This is a genomic window from Nocardioides soli, assembly GCF_014191495.1.
Classification (GTDB): Bacteria; Actinomycetota; Actinomycetes; order Propionibacteriales; family Nocardioidaceae; genus Nocardioides; species Nocardioides soli.
Window position 1 is genome coordinate 175,834 of record NZ_JACHWR010000004.1, and the last position, 18,920, is coordinate 194,753.

General features: G+C 68.8%; 18 protein-coding genes. 11 read left to right on the forward strand and 7 right to left on the reverse strand.

Features of this window, described 5'->3' with window-relative positions; translation table 11 throughout:
• The first annotated feature begins 162 nt into the window (after nucleotides 1–162).
• On the forward strand, nucleotides 163–1,953 hold the full coding sequence (locus FHU40_RS23725; protein ID WP_183594970.1) for a helicase HerA domain-containing protein: 1,791 nt from the start codon (nucleotides 163–165) through the stop codon (nucleotides 1,951–1,953).
• 86 nt (nucleotides 1,954–2,039) lie between these two features.
• Here FHU40_RS23725 and FHU40_RS23730 read toward each other — a convergent pair whose 3' ends face one another.
• The 3 genes from FHU40_RS23730 to FHU40_RS23740 form a co-directional block, all read right to left on the reverse strand.
• A complete protein-coding gene (locus FHU40_RS23730) occupies nucleotides 2,040–2,297 on the reverse strand; it encodes a cold shock domain-containing protein (RefSeq protein ID WP_343058021.1) in 258 nt (85 codons plus the stop codon).
• A gap of 245 nt (nucleotides 2,298–2,542) precedes the next feature.
• The gene (locus FHU40_RS23735; protein ID WP_183594971.1) at nucleotides 2,543–4,708 is read right to left on the reverse strand and encodes a DEAD/DEAH box helicase; all 2,166 of its coding nucleotides are present in this window, start codon (nucleotides 4,706–4,708) and stop codon (nucleotides 2,543–2,545) included.
• Nucleotides 4,687–5,565, reverse strand: coding sequence for a HamA C-terminal domain-containing protein (locus FHU40_RS23740; RefSeq protein ID WP_183594972.1), 879 nt, complete (start codon nucleotides 5,563–5,565; stop codon nucleotides 4,687–4,689). The genes FHU40_RS23735 and FHU40_RS23740 overlap by 22 nt, the downstream gene beginning before the upstream one ends.
• Nucleotides 5,566–5,974: 409 nt before the next feature.
• Here FHU40_RS23740 and FHU40_RS23745 point away from each other — a divergent pair, with 409 nt between their 5' ends.
• The 4 genes from FHU40_RS23745 to FHU40_RS23760 all read left to right on the forward strand — a co-directional run bounded on the left by FHU40_RS23745 (nucleotide 5,975) and on the right by FHU40_RS23760 (nucleotide 10,019).
• Nucleotides 5,975–6,844, forward strand: coding sequence for an ABC transporter ATP-binding protein (locus tag FHU40_RS23745; protein ID WP_343058022.1), 870 nt, complete (start codon nucleotides 5,975–5,977; stop codon nucleotides 6,842–6,844).
• Entirely contained in the window at nucleotides 6,841–7,614 is a 774-nt protein-coding gene (locus tag FHU40_RS23750; RefSeq protein ID WP_183594974.1) for an ABC transporter permease, read from the forward strand. Before FHU40_RS23745 ends, FHU40_RS23750 begins: the two co-directional genes overlap by 4 nt.
• A gap of 2 nt (nucleotides 7,615–7,616) precedes the next feature.
• Nucleotides 7,617–8,402 carry an ABC transporter permease gene (locus tag FHU40_RS23755; protein WP_183594975.1) on the forward strand — a complete coding sequence of 262 codons (786 nt, stop codon included), beginning with the start codon at nucleotides 7,617–7,619 and terminating at the stop codon, nucleotides 8,400–8,402.
• Nucleotides 8,403–8,789: 387 nt separating this feature from the next.
• On the forward strand, nucleotides 8,790–10,019 hold the full coding sequence (locus FHU40_RS23760) for a DUF222 domain-containing protein (protein ID WP_183594976.1): 1,230 nt from the start codon (nucleotides 8,790–8,792) through the stop codon (nucleotides 10,017–10,019).
• A 7-nt stretch (nucleotides 10,020–10,026) separates the two neighbouring features.
• On the opposite strand, the gene FHU40_RS23765 is transcribed toward FHU40_RS23760, so the two are convergent.
• Both FHU40_RS23765 and FHU40_RS23770 read right to left on the reverse strand, forming a co-directional pair.
• Nucleotides 10,027–10,230 (reverse strand): DUF6186 family protein, encoded by a 204-nt coding sequence (locus tag FHU40_RS23765; protein WP_183594977.1) that lies wholly within the window; start codon nucleotides 10,228–10,230, stop codon nucleotides 10,027–10,029.
• On the reverse strand, nucleotides 10,227–10,844 hold the full coding sequence (locus FHU40_RS23770) for a hypothetical protein (RefSeq protein ID WP_183594978.1): 618 nt from the start codon (nucleotides 10,842–10,844) through the stop codon (nucleotides 10,227–10,229). Before FHU40_RS23770 ends, FHU40_RS23765 begins: the two co-directional genes overlap by 4 nt.
• 137 nt (nucleotides 10,845–10,981) lie before the next feature.
• On the opposite strand from FHU40_RS23770, the gene FHU40_RS23775 reads away from it, so the two are divergent.
• The 6 genes from FHU40_RS23775 to FHU40_RS23800 all read left to right on the forward strand — a co-directional run bounded on the left by FHU40_RS23775 (nucleotide 10,982) and on the right by FHU40_RS23800 (nucleotide 16,812).
• Complete coding sequence (locus FHU40_RS23775) at nucleotides 10,982–12,454, forward strand: FAD-binding protein (protein WP_183594979.1); 1,473 nt, start codon at nucleotides 10,982–10,984, stop codon at nucleotides 12,452–12,454.
• 74 nt (nucleotides 12,455–12,528) lie between these two features.
• A complete protein-coding gene (locus FHU40_RS23780; RefSeq protein ID WP_183594980.1) occupies nucleotides 12,529–12,921 on the forward strand; it encodes a VOC family protein in 393 nt (130 codons plus the stop codon).
• Nucleotides 12,922–13,085: 164 nt separating this feature from the next.
• The gene (hsaA, locus tag FHU40_RS23785; RefSeq protein WP_183594981.1) at nucleotides 13,086–14,252 is read left to right on the forward strand and encodes a 3-hydroxy-9,10-secoandrosta-1,3,5(10)-triene-9,17-dione monooxygenase oxygenase subunit; all 1,167 of its coding nucleotides are present in this window, start codon (nucleotides 13,086–13,088) and stop codon (nucleotides 14,250–14,252) included.
• 3 nt (nucleotides 14,253–14,255) lie between these two features.
• Complete coding sequence (gene hsaD / locus FHU40_RS23790) at nucleotides 14,256–15,170, forward strand: 4,5:9,10-diseco-3-hydroxy-5,9,17-trioxoandrosta-1(10),2-diene-4-oate hydrolase (protein WP_183594982.1); 915 nt, start codon at nucleotides 14,256–14,258, stop codon at nucleotides 15,168–15,170.
• The gene (gene hsaC, locus FHU40_RS23795) at nucleotides 15,167–16,069 is read left to right on the forward strand and encodes an iron-dependent extradiol dioxygenase HsaC (protein WP_343058024.1); all 903 of its coding nucleotides are present in this window, start codon (nucleotides 15,167–15,169) and stop codon (nucleotides 16,067–16,069) included. Before hsaD ends, hsaC begins: the two co-directional genes overlap by 4 nt.
• A 44-nt stretch (nucleotides 16,070–16,113) precedes the next feature.
• Nucleotides 16,114–16,812, forward strand: a complete 699-nt coding sequence (locus FHU40_RS23800) for a flavin reductase family protein (RefSeq protein ID WP_246391483.1) — start codon at nucleotides 16,114–16,116, stop codon at nucleotides 16,810–16,812.
• Nucleotides 16,813–16,879: 67 nt separating this feature from the next.
• On the opposite strand, the gene FHU40_RS23805 is transcribed toward FHU40_RS23800, so the two are convergent.
• Both FHU40_RS23805 and FHU40_RS23810 read right to left on the reverse strand, forming a co-directional pair.
• Nucleotides 16,880–17,509 carry a hypothetical protein gene (locus FHU40_RS23805; protein ID WP_183594983.1) on the reverse strand — a complete coding sequence of 210 codons (630 nt, stop codon included), beginning with the start codon at nucleotides 17,507–17,509 and terminating at the stop codon, nucleotides 16,880–16,882.
• Nucleotides 17,506–18,861, reverse strand: coding sequence for an MFS transporter (locus tag FHU40_RS23810; RefSeq protein WP_343058025.1), 1,356 nt, complete (start codon nucleotides 18,859–18,861; stop codon nucleotides 17,506–17,508). The genes FHU40_RS23805 and FHU40_RS23810 overlap by 4 nt, the downstream gene beginning before the upstream one ends.
• Between the last annotated feature and the right edge of the window lie 59 nt (nucleotides 18,862–18,920).

The window sequence follows — 18,920 nt, forward strand, 5'->3', positions numbered from 1 at the left end:
TCCTCATCCGTCAGTTGGTTTTAACTTGCTGACGGTCGAATGCATCTAGTCGCAGCCGTCCAGCGAACATTTGACGTGGCTTTCGCGGGTACTCGGTTGTGAGTCGAGGCCCTGTGACAACATCCCGAGCAGCCACCTGCTGACATCACGAAGAGGGCGGTAATGACAGCGCGCGAAAGACTGATTCCGGCCCTGTTAGGCATGCTGCTGTTTGTTGGCCTTGGCCGCGAGGTTGACTCCCACTTCTGGACCGCGTGGTGGTTCTACGTCGGCCTCGGCATCGCGGTTGCTGTCGTCTTCGTCGAACCGTTCTACGGGCGAGCACAAGACGCGATCGTTGCTGCCGTCGGTGGTGTCGGCGCATGGGCTTCTGCCGACCAAGGTCCGGTGGAGGGGCTTTGGACCGCGTACCTCGTGTTCTGTGCGGTCTTGCTGGTGTGCGGCGGCTATGCGGCCCTCGCGTCGGAAGGTGAGACCCGCGCAACTCAGGTCACCAAGCTAGCCGCAAACCACGCGTCGAAGGTGTTCGGCCGCGCGGCCGCAGTGGGTGGTGCAGCGCTAACCATTGAGGTCGTCGCTCTAGCGCGAACGGGTGACAGCAACTACATAGACCTCGCATTCGCCACTGGCCTGCTGCTCGCCTGCGTCACCCCCAACTGGGCGAAGGCACTTCGTGTTGCGTCGGGACGCGGAGACGACTCCTCTACTGCCGTTGCGGCGACAGGGCCTCGCCTGCTGCTGGTGCAGTCCTCGGGTGCATGGCAACGTGGAGAAAGGGTTCTTGTGCGGGGGTCGGTTGGATCCGCTGCCGCCTGGGTGGTCGGGGCATACCCCAGTCGTGCAGGCCGCCAGGTCGAACTGGCATTGGAGAAGGACGTTGACGAGGTATGCGCGCAGGCCTCCGCCATAGTCACTTTGGAACCAGCCGCGGAGGCCGCCTCAGAGCTAATCGGGCTCGCCGGCCCCGGCAGCACTGACACGCGTGTCTCCTTCAGTCCGATGGTCGACCTCCGCGTCGGCGAGTCAGTTCAGTTGGGCTCAGGACACGGAATAGCCCTCTATCAGGTGACGAGTCTTGGCTTGGATCGCGAGACGCGTGGATCGGCGAGCGCCGTACTGCCACACGCCGCCGCACTCCTCGTGGGTCGCCCTGAGGCAGGCTCCGTCGTCACGCGTCCGCGTCTTCCTCAACCGCACGAGCCGCTGGTGAGGGCTCAGCTCCCGCCGCAGCCGGTTCCCACCGGATACACCCGACTCGGCGTCCTTCGCGGCACGGAGATTGAGATCGGCGTTAACCACGAGATTTCACATACGGGACACTTCGCGGTCCTTGGGATGTCGGGCATGGGAAAGACCACTGCGGCTCTCGCCCTTTGTCGGGCCCTGAGCACGACGTCGTGTGTGATCGCGTTGGACACGACCGGCGAGTACCGCAATCGCCAAGGCATCCCTGTCCACATCCCCGGGTCTCCGCCCGACCCCGGATTCTGGGTGCACGAGCCGACGGGTGAACCCTCAGCGGCTGCCAAGAAGTACATCGAGACGACGATGACCGAGGCGAACGCCGAGTACGTCGTCGGTACGCCTTCGCAACGCGTCCTCCTACTCGAGGAAGCGCACGGTTTTGTCCCCGAAGGGAACATCTCGACCTTCGCCCAGCGTGACGCAACGGCGGAGTCGACGCGGTTCATCATGCAGGCCAGGAAGTTCGAGCTTCGCTTCGTGATGGTCTCGCAGCGCACGGCGGTGGTCTCCAAGTCGGCGTTGAGCCAATGCGAGAACTACGTCGTCCTGAGGACGACAGACGAGACGAGCCTCACCTACCTCGAGGCGGTCATGGGCCGAGAGGCACGCGAGGTGATGCCGCGACTGCAGAGGTATGAGGCCGTTTGCATGGGACCCGCGTTCAACGCCGACGGTCCGGTCATCATTGGTCTTGACCCTCCCCCGTGAGACGAGTGGCCTTCGCACTACGACCTTCTGCGGCTATGGCGCGACCGGACGGAACGCGGCAGATCCGGATGGTGGCCGCGCGGCCATCAGTCGATGATGTGCACGTCCTCAGCATGGTGGCGGCCGTGGTCGGCCACGCCGCCGCGCCATACGAACCTGACTCGTTGGCCCTCGTCGAGAACCCGGTAGCCCGCGCCCTTGATGTCCGAGAAGTGCACGAACAGAACTTCGCCATCGTCTGCCGTGATGCGGCCGTAGCCCTTCTCCTGTTTGAACCACCGCACGGTGCCGAAGCGCTCGACTCCATCGAGGTCAGGGCGCCGCACATCGAGGTCCTTGTCCACATGCCGATGCTACGAGCGGACGCACCCCGGCGGCCCCTGAGTTTTGCGGGTGGCAGCACTACCTCTTGCGGCAGATCCGGACTCTTCCGGATGACGGCGACAGGCGGCGGAATGACGCCAGCACCGGACCTCCGACGCAAGCCTCACGAGGTGTCGTTGCTCCGCCGTGGCTGGCGGCGGAGGGGCGGGCGGATGGGAAGCAGACGTGCTCAGCCATGGAGCGCCTCCATCCTCAAGCCACGAGACTAAGCAGGCGCGCTCGGACGAAGTCCATCTTGGGTCCTGATGAGCAGTTCACGCTCGAACGCGTCTGAGACGGAGCCGGGATCAACCTCAGAAAGTCGCACCAGCAGGGAGTCGAGGTCGTGGTACGGCCGAAGCTGACCGATAAGGCTCTGCGCAGCCTGCGCAGGAAACCCGTACTCCTCCAGCACCACCACCTGGTCCGGGAGAAAGAGGTTCAGGCACTGCGCGGCGAAGACGGAGTAATCCGCACTCAGCCGCGCTTCCGCAAGCGCAGGCCGTATTAGATTCTGTACCGCGATAAGTAGTTTCGGGAAAAGGAATCCAGGCCAGTGGCGCAAGAAGTCCAGCGTCGCTTCGACCGCACCGTCGGGTTTATCGACGAACTCAGAGCGCGGGTTCGCCAGTTCCTGTTCGACGAGTGACCGCACGTCGCCGTCCAAGCTCCGGGCAAGGTTGAGTCGGAAGGTCAACTGGCTCGCGCTAGCCACCCCGTGCTGCCGGCCGCTGATCGGGTTCAAGAAGTCGACGATCAGCCGGCTCGCCAACTGCAGTTGGTCGTATGTCGGAAGACCCGCCCAAGCGAGCAGGCGCAGGTCGGTATCGGAAAGGCTGCGGACGTGCCGGACGAGCTCAATCTGTCGAGCCGGGTCGACGCCAGCGTTCATCCTCAGAGTGTCCACCGGTACGAGATCCTGATCGAGAACGTCCCGCAGCCGTTCTCGAGAGCGCTCGGTTAGCTCATGATCCTCAAGCTGAACGAGCAGACTCTCGGGTACCTCGTCGCTCTGGGAATAGAGCGGGATGTCGACCGTAGGCAGTTGCTCACTTGGGGGAGCGCGAAAGATGTAGACCTTGCCGACGAAGTGTCGGCGCATCCTCCCGGAGCGCCCCTTAATGTTGGCGAAGGAGAAGTAGTCAAGCGTGCGCCCATTGAGGATATGGTCGTAAACGACAACGTTCTTCGCCGTGGTGTTCACGCCCTCGATAAGCGTCGACGTGCACACGAGCCAGTCGAGCAGTCCGTCGTTGAAGGAGTCGACTTGATACTGGGCTAGCGCGCGAGGCAGTTTGCCATGGTGAATCCCGATGCCATGGCGTATCGCGCGGCCAACCAGCCAGTCGGGATGGAACTCACGCGCAACCCACTCCGCTGCATCGTTCATCCCGTCTACCCGACGACCCAAACTCGCGTCCAGCAGGGCCGCTGCGACACTTCTCGCGGATTCGGGGCGCGAGCAGTAGATCAGGGTCGGGCCCTCGAGGTCCTGGCACAGATCGAGCAGAGCTGCGATCCGTTCCTCGCGTCGCGGCCGCGGAAGAGTGACCATGTCGACCGCCACAGTGGCGTAGTCCGTCGCTATGAAAGCGGCTTCAAAGAGGTCCGGAAGGCCTTCGGCGAGAGTCTGCACGTTGGGGCCGGCGAAGTAGAACGGCGCCCCCGTCTTCATCAGTCGGTGAAGGGCATGATTCAAGAGCGCTGACCTGTCCGGCTGTCCAGCGGGGATCGACAGCTTGTAGAACTCGTCGATCATGAATAGGTCAAGCTGCGGCAGCGTCTCGAGCTCAAGCAAGCGCTCTTGGGTCATGACTAGGACGTTGCGATCGCCGAGGGATTGACTAGGGTGGCTGATCACTCGGTGTCCGGAGCCTAGGCGCGACAGTCGCCGCCGCGTCTCGTCGATTAGCGCCAGGGTGGGAACCACGACGGCGACGTTGTCGAACCTGCCAGACCTCAGGACTGCGTCGAGGATGAGGCTCTTTCCGAAGCTTGTTGGCGCGCTGAGGATGACGCTGCGTCCCGACAAGAGATACCGATAGGCACGCGCCTGGACGGGGTGAAAGACGACGTCGGGGTCGGGGAAATCGAGCGGGCGATGGGCTTCCAGCGCAACGAGGTCTCCCGTCGACAGCCCGTCCAGAGCTTGGATGTAGGCGAACAGGCCCGCTTCACGCAACAGGGCTTCGAATGCTCGTTCGTTGGGGCCAAGCTGGCTCCGCAGGTCGAGCATCCGGATGAGTAGGTCTCGCGCGTTCGATACGTCGGCTCGGCCGCCGCTCAGGAGGCTAGCGATGAAACTCAACGCCTGAAATGCTTCGTCGCCGAGATCTCCGGTACTAATCCGAGCCCGCAGGGCCGGGGTGGTCAGTTCGTCGCTTGTTGCCATGCGAGCAGCCTTGCGTGAAGCGCCGACAGGAGTGCTTTCTTCGTGTGTAGCGGCACCAAGATGAGGCGAATGCGGATCTGCTCGGGCAGTTGCTTCGCGTTGAAGGCCGCGAGGCCAGCGAGGATCTCCTCGTGGAAGAGACGCCGGTAGTCGTCGGTCTCTGTTGGAGATGCGCCAGCCGCCAGATCCCCAACCCTAGTGCCCACTACCTGGCTCTCGTAGGTCAGTAGTACTGGAATGGTGACCGCATCGAAGACCTGGTCGAGACTGGTGCGTCTGTCGAGGAGAGCTGCGAGTTGTTCGTGGTGTTCCCACGTCGGGTCCAGCTTGGCGACGATCGCTGCGAACTCGCTGCGCAAGTAGTTGCGCTCGGAGTGTTCGTGGAGTTCCGAGACAACGTCGCGGATCGCGTCGGCGCGGTTGGCGTAGAACTTCACCTCGCCGAGCCACAGTTCGAGCGCTTCGCCGTCGGGAGCAACGACGTGCACGGCGTCGAACCCCTTCACCGTGTCGTTGGCTGCATCCTTGAAGAACATCTTGCTGATTGCCGGCTGGGTTTCGAAGACCTCGCGGAGGACGAGATGCAGAAGGAGTTCCCCGAACTCGCCCCGTCGCTTGTACTTGTCCGTGGTATAGATCTTGCGAACAGCCACGCCCATTAGGTGCACGCCGGTGTCATCGCCGAAATCCGCTCGTTCTCGGTGGGTGAGCGCGAACGACGGAATCTCCTCGATCAGACGTGCAGCCAGAGCCTCCGCTCGCCATGCAGCGTTCTCGTAGCCCGCGCACAGGCCGGTGACAGATGGGCTAACGCCAAGGTCTTGGACGATCACGTTGAGGAAGGGCGGGCGCGGCATGATAAGAGCAGAATAGGGCCATCCCTCCTACGCGGTGGCACTTCTGCGGTGAGTCTCTGCTGAACAACTGGGACCTGATCCGCGCTGCCTGCTCCGTTCGTGTTGATTTCGGGGAATGCCGGGCGTCCTGCCGTCCGGGCCGGAGCGCAGAGAGACAGCCCTCTAGTTGCACGGTGCTGCGAGCATCTATCTGGGCGGATCGACGCGCCGTTGGAACGCCCCGATCGTCGGCCGATTCATCGCCGCTCGAACGCAGGACGGGGCAGTGCGAAACCCGGGCGCGGTTGACGGAGAAGCCTGTTAGGTTCCTCGCGTGACAGCGGTGGTGGCTCGGGACCTGAGACGCAGCTTCCGTACCACCCAGGGACGACTCCGGCGCACGCGCGAGGATGTTGAGGCTGTCCGCGGTGTGTCTTTCAATGTCGAGCGTGGCGAGACCTTCGGCCTGCTCGGCCCGAACGGTGCTGGGAAGACCACGACCATCAAGATGCTGATCACGCTGTTGCTGCCCACCTCGGGCAGCGCCAGTGTCTTGGGCCTCGACGTCGTCACCGACGTGCGGGAGGTTCGCCGCCGGATCGGCTACGTGTTCGGAGGCGATCGGGGCCTCTACGACCGGCTCTCCGGGCTGGACAACCTGCGCTACTTCGCCGAGCTCTACGGCGTCGAGCCGCGCGAGCAGCGCCGGCGGATCGGAGCGTTGCTGGAACTGGTCGGCATGACCGGGCGCGAGGGTGAGCGCGTGGAGGGCTACTCCCGCGGGATGCGCCAGCGCCTGCACATCGCGCGCGGCCTACTGCACGATCCAGACGTGGTCTTCCTCGACGAGCCGTCCATCGGCATCGACCCGGTCGGGGCCCGAGAGCTTCGCGCGACCATCGCTTCGCTCAAGGACCAGGGCAAGACGGTGCTGCTGACCACGCACTACATGTTCGAGGCCGACGAGCTCTCCGACCGGATCGCGGTGATCCGCGCGGGCGAGATCGTGGCCGAGGGCACGCCGGCCGAGCTCAAGCGGCGAGTCGCGATCGGTCGCGTCCTCGAGGTGGAGACGTACGGCGTGCCCGAGCCCGTGGTGTCTGCATTGGCGGAGTTGAGCGCGGTCCGTTCGGTCGCTGTCGAGGAGCGTGACCAGTTCCAGGTCCTGGTCCTGCAGTGTGATGCGGACTCCGACGTGACCCAAGAGGTGCTGGCCCGCCTCAGCGGCGTGCGGGTCGGCCGGGTGGGTGTCCGCGAGCCCACGCTCGAGGACGCCTACGTGCAGTTGGTGACCGCGTGAGGGACCGGCTCCGGCAGCTGTGGTTGTGCTACCGGCTGCAGTTGAAGATCCTGCTGATCTCTCCCTTCGAGGGTTTCCTCGGCATCGTCTTTCCACTGATGTTCGCCACCGCGACGCTGATGGTCTACGCCGTGAACGGCGATGAGGCGGCGATGGCCTACGCCGGCCTCGGGGCTGCCGTCATGGGGGTGTGGACGTCGGTGACGGTGAGCGCAAGCACTCTGCTGAATCGCGAACGGTTCGCCGGGACGCTGGAGCTGCTGGTGGCGGCGCCGACGCCGTTCTCGATGGTGTTGATGCCGATCACCACGGCGATGGCCACCGTCGGCCTGGTCAGCGTCGGCATCACCTTGGTCTGGAACCGGCTCGTCTTCGGCGTTCAGCTCCAGATCCAGAACTGGCTACTGTTCGTGCTCAGCGTCCTCGCCGCCACGGTGACGATCGCGATGTTCGGCTTCCTGCTCTCTGTCGTCGCCGTCCGCTACCGGACCGCCTGGGCGCTCGGTGCGTCGCTGGAGTACCCCGGTTGGCTGCTGTGCGGGTTCGTCGTACCGATCGCCCTGCTACCCGTCGTGCTTCACCCGATCTCCTACGCACTCGCGCCGACCTGGGCCGTCGAGGCGATGCGCATTGCGGCCGCCGGTGGGAATCCGTGGAACGAGCTGACAGTCTGCCTCGCCCTCGGGCTGGGATACGCCGCTTTCGCGGCCTTCCTCGGCGTGCGCCTCATCGACTCGGCCCGCCGCAACGCGACCCTGGCGCTGACCTGACGATGACCAATACCCGGATCTTCTTCGTCGGCGGCCTGATGAGCTTCCGCGCCCAGTTCAACTGGCTCAATCCTTGGATCCTGGTGCCGGCACTCCTAGTCTCGCCGGTCGCGCAGATCCTGCTGTTTGCGTACGTCGGGCGAGCTGCGGGCGTGGGCGACGACCAGTTCTTCCTGGTGGGCAATGCGCTGAACTACGCCGCGATCCCGTGCATGTTCGCGATGACCTTCGCGATCTCGGGCGAGCGCTGGGGACAGACACTGGGGCTGGTTCTCGTCACGCCTGCCCGTCGGCTGCCGCTCTTCCTGGGCCGAGCGTTGCCGGTGATCGTGACCGGGTGGTGTGTGGCCGTCTTCGGGCTGGCCGTCGGGTCGCTGCTGCTCGGCGTTCGCATGGGCGCGACGGTGTGGCCCGGGCTCGTGCTTGCCGTCTGCGTCACCTCGCTGTCATGCACCGGACTGGGCCTGGTGATGGGCGCGGCGTGCCTGAGGGTCCGCGACGGCGCCACCCTCGGCAACGTCGTCTTCCTGCTGTTGCTTGTCTTCTGTGGCACGAACGTCGCGCTCGAGGATCTGCCGTCGTGGATGGCGGCCGTAGGCGAACGGCTCCCGCTCACCCACGGTATCGAGGCCGCCCGGCAACTCGCGAGCGGCGCGACGCTCGGCAGCGTCAGCGACCTGTTGGTGCGTGAGCTGGCTATCGGCCTCGGGTACGCGGCATTGGGCCTGGCAACCCTTGGATGGATGGAGCGCGACAGCCGACGGCGCGCCACCCTCGAGCGGATGTGACCTGCGGTCGCCGCCAGGCATGACCGCGCGGCTCGCGTCGACGACGAATGACACGGCCCATCGCGTCGTGGGCGACTCACGCACCTGACGATGCTGCTCCCAAACCGCGGATCCACGACACTCAGGTCAGGTACGACGAAGCCTGGCGCCAGCCATGAGCGTTGCTGCCTTCTGGGCGAGTAGGGCGGGTGCGGAGCGCCGTTGTCAGCTTCATCGAGGACTGGCATTGGGCCTTGACGATGGATCAAACATGTGATCGAATAGAGGAAGATGCAGTAGTCCTTCGGTCGCACGACCGTCGCTCGTCTCGTGACGCGCTGGCATCGACGTTGAGTGAAGTCCCGTGTGGTTCCAGTCCCCGGGCACCCGTCGATCACAGGTGTGCGCATGTCCGAGGACCAGCTTCAGCTCCACCCGGTGCTTGCCGCCATGGGTGTGGTGGACGAGGCGCTGGCGAGCGTGAGCGACGTCGACCCGATGTACCTGTCGACCGCGGAGAAGAAGCAGGCGCTGCTCGGGTTGAGCTCGTCGATCGACCGGCTGGAGGAGCTGCGGATGCGGCTGCTGGCCGCTGCGGACGACGTGGCCGAAGAGGACGGCGCGCGCGACGCGGCGTCGTGGCTGGCCCATCACGGACGACGCGACCGGGCCGAGTGTCGGCAGCGGCTTCGGCTGGGGCGGGCACTGGCGGAGCGGGAGCGGACGGCACAGGCATTGCGCGACGGCGAGATCAACGTCGCCCAGGCGGGCGTGGTGGTGCGCGCGCTCGACGAACTGCCGGCCGAGATCGGCGGAGACGTCTGCGCCGCGGCGGAGGACCGGCTGGTGGTCGAGGCGGCGCGCTTCGGACCGCGGCAGCTGCGGATACTCGGCCGTCGAGTGGTCGACGTCGTCGCGCCCGAGGTGGCGGAGGGCCTGGAGGCTCGGCTGTTGGAGCGTGAGGAGGCGTCGGCGGCGCGGCGTACGTTCCTCACGACGCGGCGCAACGGCGACGGTACCACCGACATCCGCATCCGCGTCGCGGACCTCGTGTGCGATCGACTGCTGACGTACCTGGAGGCGTTCACGACGCCACGACGTGGGGGAGCGACGTCGAGTGACCGACGTCCCTACGAGCAGCGCCTGGGGGCTGCATTCGGGGCGTTCCTCGAGTCCGTCGACCCCGGCCGACTGCCGCTCCACGGTGGAGACGCGACCACCCTGGTCGTGACCGTCGACCTGGAGGTGCTGCGGTCGGGCACGGGCGCGGCGTACGTCGGCGACGAGCCGATCTCGGCGGGTGAGGCCCGCCGGCTGGCGTGTACGGCGGGGATCGTGCCCGCGGTGCTCGGCGGTGCCAGCCAGGTGCTCGATCTCGGCCGGCTTCGCAGGCTGTACAGGGGCGGCCAGCGGAAGGCGCTGGGGCTCCGGTACCCGACCTGTGCGGCCGAGGGCTGCGACATCCCGGCCGCCTGGTGCGAGGCGCATCATGCCGGCGAGCCGTGGGCGAGCGGCGGCCGCACCGACCTGGCCGACGGGGTCCTCCACTGCTCCTTCCACCACCATCTCGCCCACGATCACCGCTACCGCACCGAGCGGATGCCGGACGGCAGCGTCCGGTTCCACCGGCGGACGTGAGGGCCGGTCAACGCTGCGTGACCCAGTGCCAGCCGAGCCACCACCATGCAAGGAGGAGCCCGAGCTGGGTGGAGCGACGGCGCAGCGCCCAGGTGACGACCTGTCCGAAGCTCGCCCACAGGCGGGGCGTCGCGAACGCGACGACCTCGACGGCGAGGGCGAGCCCGAGGACGCCGAGGTACGCCGCGACCGTGACCACGTAGCTCGTCATCGCGCCCACGCCTGGATCCGCCGCAGCAGCCACCAACCGGCCAGCAGCCACAGCCAGAGGAAGCCGGTCCGCACGAGCTCGCTCTCGAGGAGCGGCTCGACGAGCGTGCTCAGTTCCGGGTGGTCGGGATCGTCGACGAGCGGCTGCGCGCGGTGCACGAACGACCAGAGCTCGACCAGTGCGAGGGTCACCGCGAGCGTCGGCCACACCCACCAGCGTCGCGGCACGGGCGCGGCGCGGGTGGGCTCGAGCGCCGGTCCGGGCCGCCAGGCCGCGCGCAGCGCCAGCACGCCGACCAGCGCGCAGGCGATGTCGAGGGCGACCGAGGTCGGCGGCAGCGCGGCCATCGCGGCCGCGACGGCGAGGAGGGCGACGGCGGTCGCCCAGCGATGCCGGGGCGGAGCCGCCGGCGCGGCGGAGGTGGTCCGGAAGCCCCAACGGCCGGCGTCCGCATAGACGAGGGCGGCGGTACCGCCGAAGAGCAGGATGTCCGGCAGGTAGCGGCGATGCACCATCGCGATCGTCGCCAGGACCAGGACCGGCAGCGTCGGCTCGGTGAGCAGGGTGCGGAGTCGGCCGGGTCGTCGTCCCACGACCTCCTCGCCGACTGTCACGTTGTCGAGGCTACGTCGGCCCGAACCCCTACGGTGAGCATGTGACGACCTGGACTCGGCGGCCAGCACCGACTCGGCGGCCAGCACCGACTCGACAGCCAGCACCCGCTCGACGGCCAGCGCTGACACGACGAGCGGTGTTGGGGGCCGGGGCGCTGGGCGCGCTCGCGGCCTGCTCCTCCGACGGCGACTCACCGACGCAGACGCCGAGTGGGCAGCCGAGCGGGTCAACGTCGGCGTCGCCGACGTCGAGCGGCAAGGTTCCGTGGGCACAGCTGCGCCGCAACGTCGCCGGCCAGCTCGCGCGGCCCAGCGACCCGACGTACGACCAGGTGCGGCTGCTCCAGAACCCCCGGTACGACGGCGAGCGTCCGCTCGCGGTGCTGTCGGTGGCGTCGGAGCAGGACGTCGCGACGGCGATCGCGTTCGCCCGCGACCACGACGTGCCGGTCGCGCTCCGGTCGGGCGGGCACAGCTATCCGGGCTGGTCCGGCGGTGGCTCGCCCCGAGCGCTGGTCATCGACTGCCGCCCGCTCGACCAGGTGACGCTCGACGGCGCCACGGCCACGATCGGCGCCGGGGCGGCGCTCGCCCACGTCTACCAGGAGATCGGCAGCCGTGGGCGGGCCATCGGGGGCGGTTCCTGCCCGACGGTCGGGATCGCCGGCCTCACCCTCGGCGGCGGGGTCGGCGTGCTCACCCGCGCGCTGGGGCTGACCTGCGACGCCGTCACGTCGATACAGGTCGTGACCGCCGACGGCCGGCTTCGCACCGCCAGCGCCGACGAGGAGCCCGACCTCTACTGGGCGCTGCGCGGCGGAGGTGGGGGACACCTGGGCATGGTGACGTCGTTCGACTTCGAGACGTCGGCGGCGCCGACGATCAACACCGTCTACCTCGCGTGGCCGTTCAGCGCCGCCGAGCAGGTGATCGCGGCCTGGCAGCAGTGGGCGCCGAGCGCCGACGATCGGCTCTGGTCGACCCTCAAGGCCCTCGGCGGCGCGCAGCACCCGGGCCAGCCGACCCTGCTCCTCTCCGGCACCTGGGTCGGTCCTACCGCGGCTCTCGACGGCCAGCTCGCGGGGCTGCTCAAGGACGTGCCCGCGCCCACGACGCGCTCGGTGCACACCCGCGGCTACCTCGAGGCGATGCAGGCGTTCGCGGGGTCTCCCGCGCGCGAGGCGTTCGCCGCCACCTCCCACGTGGCGTACGACGAGCTCGACGCGCCGGGCATCGCGGACCTCGTCGACCGGGTGCAGGCGGCCCAGGACTCGGGCCTGAAGGAGGCCGGCATCTCGATCGACGCGCTCGGCGGCAAGGCCGGGGAGGTCGCACCCGGCGACACGGCGTTCGTGCATCGCACGGCGCTCGCGACCGTGCAGTACACCGCCACGTTCCCGCCGGGGAAGCCCGGCGACGCCGACGCGTTCGTGCGCGGCTTCCGCGACGCGATGCTCCCGCACTGGGGCAACCACGCCTACGTCAACTACGCCGACGCGACGCTGAAGGACTACCGGACGGCGTACTTCGGCGACAACGCCGACCGGCTCGCGCAGGCGCGCGCGACGTACGACCCCGACGGCTTCTTCACCCAACCGCAGGACTACTGAGCCGGACTACCGAGCAGGACGACTGGGCAGGAACCGAGTGGACGGCGGCCGGCCGGAATGGGCACCGTGTCGCCATGGCATCTCGACTCTCGAACTTCTGCTTCGACGCCCACGACACGTTCGCGCAGGCCCGGTGGTGGGGCCAGGTGCTCGACGACTTCGTCTTCGACCCGAGCGACACCGAGCCCGGCTGGAACCATGAGGGCGCCGGGGAGTCCGGGCTGGAGGGCCCCGACGACCGGTACCTGCTCTTCCTCAAGGTCCCCGAGGACAAGGCGATCAAGAACCGGGTGCATCCCTGCCTGCGCCCGACGGACCGCTCCCGCGACGAGGAGGTCGAGCGGATCCTGGGCCTGGGCGCGACGCTCGTCAACGACCTGCGCGACGGTGACAAGGGGTGGGCGGTGCTCGCCGATCCGGAGGGCAACGAGTTCTGCGTGCTCACGCGCTACCAGCCATCTGCCTGAAGGGCTGGGGCTGAAGGGCTGGGGCTGAAGTGCTGGGCCTGAAGGCCTCACCCTTCAGGATCCGTTCTCAGGCAAGTTCTGAAGGCAAGGCATCCCTGTCTCGACCGAAACAAGAACGTGTTCTAGTATTGCCTGGCAGTGCTTTTCACCTGACAGGAGATGCGATGTCCCAGGCTGTTCTCGACGGCGTCCGCGACCTGCTGCCCGGCATCCGGGAGCGGGCCGACGAGGCCGAGCGACTTCGCGTGGTGCCCGAAGCCTCGATCAAGGAGCTGGAGGAGGTCGGGTTCTTCCGGCTGCTCCAGCCGAAGCGCTTCGACGGCCTCGAGGCCGACCCCGTCGACTTCTACTCCGCGGTGCGCGACATCGCGGGTGCGTGCGCCTCCACCGGCTGGGTCTCCAGCGTGGTCGGCGTGCACCCGTGGCAGGTCGCGCTCTTCCCCGACGAGGCCCAGCAGGCGGTCTGGGGCGCCGACTCCACGACCCGGCTGAGCTCGTCGTACGCCCCGACCGGCAAGGCGACCGTCACCGACGGCGGCTACACGCTCTCCGGCAAGTGGAGCTTCTCCTCCGGCTGCGACCACTGCAGCTGGGTGCTGCTGGGCGGCCTGGTCTTCAACGCGGACGGCAACGTCATCGACTTCAAGACCTTCATGGTGCCGCGGGAGAACTACACGATCGTCGACGTCTGGCACATGGTCGGCCTCTCCGGCACCGGCTCCAACGACATCGTGGTCGACGAGGTCTTCGTGCCCGAGGCGTTCACGCTGAGCATGAGCGACACCGGCCGCTGCCTCGGCCCCGGTCAGGAGCAGAACACCTCCGACCTCTACAAGCTGCCCTTCCACTCGATCTTCACCGGCACCATCACCACGCCGATCATCGGCATGGCGCGGGGGGCGTACGCCGAGCACGTGGAGATGCAGCAGAAGCGGGTGCGCGCGGCGTACCTCGGCGAGAAGGCGTCCCTCGACCCGTTCGCCGCGGTCCGGATCGCGCGGGCGAGCTCGGAGATCGACGCGGCCTGGGCGCTGCTGGTCAACAACATCCGCGAGGAGCAGGCCCACGTCGCCAAGGGCGAGCAGATCCCGCTCGAGCTGCGGCTGCGGGTGCGCCGCGACCAGGTGCTCGGCACCCAGCGCGCCATCGACGCCATCGACTCGCTCTTCGAGGCCTCGGGCGGCCGCGCGCTCGCCACGGGCACCTACCTGCAGCGGGCCTGGCGCGACGCCCACGCGGGCCGCGTGCACGCCGCCAACGACCCGGAGCGGGCGCTGCAGATGTACGGCGCGCATCAGTTCGGCCACAAGGTCGACCCGGGGATGTACTGACCGATGGCGGACTTCTCCCAGGAGAGCACCCGCCGCTCTGCCCAGGTGAAGGCAGGGTCAGTGAAGGCAGGGTTGAGCGAGACCACCCTCAACTACTACGAGGCGGGGGCCGCGACCGCGATCGGCGGCGGCCTGCCGCTGGTCATGCTGCACGGCGGGGGGCCGGGGGCGTCGGCGTGGTCGAACTTCGGTACGGCGCTGCCGAGGTTCGCCACGTCGTTCCGGACCCTGCTGGTCGACCAGCCGGGCTTCGGCGGTTCGGACAAGCCACCCGTCGTCGGCAACTACTACCGGTTCGCGGCCGAGCACGTCGTCGCGCTGCTCGACGAGCTGGGCATCGAGCGGGTGCACCTGCTCGGCAACAGCCTCGGCGGCGGTACGGCGATGCGGCTGGCGCTCACCCACCCCGACCGGGTCGGGCGGCTGGTGCTGATGGGTCCGGGCGGGCTCTCGCTCAACCTCTTCCACGCCGACCCCACCGAGGGCGTGCAGCGGCTGATGGACTTCGGGGCCGACCCGACCCGCGAGCGTCTGCGCGCGTTCATCTCGACCATGGTCGTCAACCAGCAGCTGGTCACCGACGAGCTCGTGGAGGAGCGCTTCGCCGACGCCACCGCGCCGGGTGCCCTGGACGCGATGCGCTCGATGGGGATGTCGTTCTGGAACCCCGAGACCGCCGAGGACGGCATGCTCTGGCGCGAGGCCCACCGGCTGCGCAAGCACACGCTGCTGACCTGGGGCCGCGAGGACCGGGTGAACCCGCTCGACGGCGCGTTCGCCGCGCTCAAGCTGATCCCGAAGGCGCAGCTGCACGTCTTCCCCAACTGCGGCCACTGGGCGCAGATCGAGGCCGCGGACGAGTTCGCGGAGGTCTCGACCGCCTTCCTGGCTCGCCACGTCGAAAGGACGAAGCAGTGACCATCGACATCAAGTCCATGGGCTACGTCCGCGTGGCCAGCACCGATCTCGAGCGGTGGAGGCTGTTCGCGGGCAAGGTGCTCGGTCTCGCCGAGGGGCGGGGTCCGAACCCGGACCACCAGTACTGGCGCATCGACGAGGTCTCGGCCCGGCTCGTGGTCTTCCCGGCCGACGTCGACCAGCTCTCGTGCGTCGGCTGGGAGGTCGCCGACCACCGCGCCCTGCAGGAGGCCCGCGAGCACCTGCAGAAGGCCGGCGTCGAGTTCGAGGAGGGCACCCAGGCCGAGCTCGACGAGCGCCGGGTGCAGGAGCTGGTGCGGTTCACCGACCCGTTCGACAACGTCTTCGAGCTCTTCCACGGCATCACCTACGAGTCGCGCCCGGTGGTCACGCCGTACGCCGCGAGGTTCGTCACCGGCGACCAGGGCATGGGTCACATCGTGCTGCCGGTGACCGACGACGTGGAGGCGCTGCGGTTCTACGCCGACGTGCTCGGCTTCCGGCTGCGCGACTCGATGAGCATGCCGGGGGAGTTCGTCGGCAAGGCGCCCGGCTCGAAGGTGTGGCTGCGCTTCCTCGGGGTCAACCCGCGGCACCACTCGCTGGCCTTCCTGCCGATGCCTAACCCGTCGAAGTGCGTGCACATCATGCTCGAGGTCGACGAGCTCGACCACGTCGGCCGTGCGCTGGAGCGGGTGCGCAAGCACCAGGCGCCGCTGTCGGCGACCCTGGGCCGGCACATGAACGACGAGATGATCTCGTTCTACGTCAGGTCGCCGGGCGGCTTCGACGTCGAGTTCGGCACCGACGGGCTCACCGTCGAGGACGCGAAGTGGGTCGCGCGGGAGTCGACGGCCGTGTCGTACTGGGGACACGACTTCAGCGCCGGAGCACAGTGAGACCGGGTGCGGCCGATGTCGCCGGGAGTGGGAACATCGATCTCATGAGCTCGGAGCCCAGTGACGAGATCCAGGGGGGTCACGAGATCCCGGAGGGGCACGGCATCCCGGAGGGGATGAGCCCGGACGCCAGGGAGACCTGGCCCAGCCCGGAGCTGATCATCTCCTGGCTCGGCGACCAGGAGGTCGACTTCGAGTTCCGGCCGGGCGAGGACGTCGCCGTCCACGACGACCCGGAGGCGGTGTACGCCGCGCGGCGGTTCCGGGACGTGCTGGGCCGCTTCGCCTCGGGCGTGACCGTGGTCACCGCCATCAGCAACGACGCCCCCGTCGGCCTGACCTGCCAGTCCTTCTCGAGCGTGTCCCTCGACCCGCCGCTGGTGCTCTTCATCCCGGCGAAGACGTCGCGGGCCTGGCCGCTGATCCAGCGGTCGGGGAAGTTCTGCGTGAACCTGCTCGGCGCCGACCAGGCCGAGCTGTCCAACACGATGGCCAGCCGCGGCACCGACAAGTTCGCCGAGGTGAAGTGGTCGCCCGCGCCTCAGACCGGGTCGCCGCTGCTCGACGGCGCGATCGCGCACATCGACTGCTCGATCCACTCCGTGCACGAGGCCGGCGACCACTACGTCGTGATCGGCCGGGTGCTCGACCTGATCACCGACGACGGGGTCGAGGGCTCCGACGCAGACCTCGACCCGCTGCTGTTCTACCGCGGGCAGTACCGGACGACCGACCCTCGCTGAGAGTCTTCCGCTGAGGGAGTTTCGTCGGCCGGCCGACGAAACTCCCACGTCCGTCGGAGCGGCCCCGTCACACCAGGTCGCGCACCCGTGCGACCAGGGAGTCGACGACCGCCTGGCTGACCGCCGCCTGCACCTGAGCCTCCAGGGCCGCCTGGTCGTCGAGGTTCGCCAGCAGGGCGTGCAGGTCGAGGTCCTCGATGGCGCGGGTGAGGACGTCGTCCATCGGGAGCGCCGCGTCGACCACCGAGTCCGGGACGGCGCGGATCACGGCCTCGAGGACGCCGTTGAGGTCGGCCGTGTCGAGGGCCTCGTCGACCAGGTCGGAGGCCGCCGGCAATGTGCCGTCCCCCTGCATCCGGGCGACCGCGGCCAGCAGCCCGTCGCGCAGGGCGTCGGCCTGGTCGTCGGCCTGGGCGTCGGCCTGGGCACCCGCGCCGCTCCGGGCGAGCTCGAGCGTGAGCGCCTCGCGACTGGTGCCCAGGGTGCAGGCGGCCTCGTCGAGGCCGATCAGCACGAGCTGCTCGGTGAGCGCCTCGATCCGCTCGGACTGCGACGTGACGTCGCGCACCACGCAGGGGTCGGCCGGGCGGAGCGGCTCGAACTGGCCGCCGCCGTACGCGAGGTGGACGGCGAGTACGCCGCCGACCAGGGCGACGGCGACGGCCGGCAGCCCGAGGGCGGAGAGCCGGGGGCTCACGCCGGCCGCCGGCGGTGGGGCGCGATCACGGTGAGCAGGGCGAGGAGGGCGAGGGCCGCACCGACGAGGAAGGAGGTCCGGAAGGCGTGGGTCGCGGCGCGCTCGAGCTGCGCGTCGAGGTCGCGCTCCAGCTGGGCCGCGGCGGGCCGGACCTCGGGCCCGAAGTCCGCGGTCGCGGAGGCGTGGTGGAGGTCGGGCACCTGGCCCTGCTGGTCGGTGAGCTCGGCGCCGAGCGCCTCGGCGAGGGACACCTTGTCCTGGGCCGGCATCGGGGCGTCGAGCACCAGCGCCGTGATCGCCTCCTGAGCGGGGACCTGGGCGTCCTGGAGATCCGCGGTGAACACCGGCGTCAGGATCACGAGCCCGACGACGACACCGAGGTGCCGCGCGCCGATCGTCCAGCTCGCGTGCTCGATCCGCGGCAGGCGCAGGTGCATCGCCTGCGCGGTCAGCTGGTCGATCGTCAGGCCGAGACCGAGGCCGATCAGCGCCTGCGGGGCCACGGTCCAGGCGAGGTCGGCCGAGGGCAGGAGCGCGAGACCGGCCAGCCCGCCGGCGACGAGGAAGCAGCCCACCGCGATCTCGACCTCGGCCGACGGGTGCAGGAGCCGGGCGAGCGGCCGGGCGGCGAGGGCCGCGAGCGGCACCACCGACACGGCCAGCGCCGCGGTCGCCGGCGAGTGGCTCCAGCCGTTGACGAGGAGCAGCACCAGCAGGAAGAGCGCGGCGGTCAGCGCGGCCGAGAGCAGCGCCAGGGTGAGGTTGGGGCGTACGGCGGGTCGGTGCCGGACGGTGGCGGGTGCCGGCGTCGGGAGCGGCCCGGTGCGCACGGCGAGCGCCGCCGGCACCGCCAGGACGGCGAAGGGCACCTGCACCACGAAGATCGCCTGCCACGAGAACGCCTGCGTGAGCAGTCCGCCCGCGACCGGTCCGGTGGCGGTGCCGATCACGCCGGCGGTGATCCACGTGGCGATGCCGCGTCGCTCGCCGTAGAGCGCCACCAGGAGCTCCAGGCAGCCGACCAGCGCGAGCGCCCCGCCGAGCGCCTGCACGCACCGGGCCGCGATGAGCACCTCGATCGACTGCGCCACCGCGCACCAGGCCGAGGCGGCCGCGAAGATCGCGATGCCCACCGCGCCCACGACCCGCGGCTGCACCCGGGCGAAACCGACGGCCGTCGGCACCGCGGCGAGCCCGAGCACCAGGTTGAACGAGATCAGCACCCAGGCGACCTGCGCGACGGTCGTGTCGAGGTGCACGAGGATGTCGGGCAGCGCGAGCGTGACGATCGCGGAGTCCGCGAGCACGAGCGCCACGGTGACCGCGAGAAGGGGAGCCACGGCGCGACGCACCCGACACATCCTGTCAGGCCGGTCGGAGGGGCGGGCGCGACGCGCGCAAGAGCCGCTGA

Excerpts from the sequence above, each read along its gene's own strand:
- FHU40_RS23725 (WP_183594970.1), top strand. The coding sequence starts at position 163 with ATGACAGCGCGCGAAAGACTGATTCCGGCCCTGTTAGGCATGCTGCTG.
- FHU40_RS23735 (WP_183594971.1), bottom strand. The coding sequence starts at position 4,708 with ATGGCAACAAGCGACGAACTGACCACCCCGGCCCTGCGGGCTCGGATT.
- FHU40_RS23740 (WP_183594972.1), bottom strand. The coding sequence starts at position 5,565 with ATGCCGCGCCCGCCCTTCCTCAACGTGATCGTCCAAGACCTTGGCGTT.
- FHU40_RS23755 (WP_183594975.1), top strand. The coding sequence starts at position 7,617 with ATGACCAATACCCGGATCTTCTTCGTCGGCGGCCTGATGAGCTTCCGC.
- FHU40_RS23760 (WP_183594976.1), top strand. The coding sequence starts at position 8,790 with ATGTCCGAGGACCAGCTTCAGCTCCACCCGGTGCTTGCCGCCATGGGT.
- FHU40_RS23765 (WP_183594977.1), bottom strand. The coding sequence starts at position 10,230 with ATGACGAGCTACGTGGTCACGGTCGCGGCGTACCTCGGCGTCCTCGGG.
- FHU40_RS23780 (WP_183594980.1), top strand. The coding sequence starts at position 12,529 with ATGGCATCTCGACTCTCGAACTTCTGCTTCGACGCCCACGACACGTTC.
- hsaA (WP_183594981.1), top strand. The coding sequence starts at position 13,086 with ATGTCCCAGGCTGTTCTCGACGGCGTCCGCGACCTGCTGCCCGGCATC.
- hsaD (WP_183594982.1), top strand. The coding sequence starts at position 14,256 with ATGGCGGACTTCTCCCAGGAGAGCACCCGCCGCTCTGCCCAGGTGAAG.
- FHU40_RS23800 (WP_246391483.1), top strand. The coding sequence starts at position 16,114 with ATGAGCTCGGAGCCCAGTGACGAGATCCAGGGGGGTCACGAGATCCCG.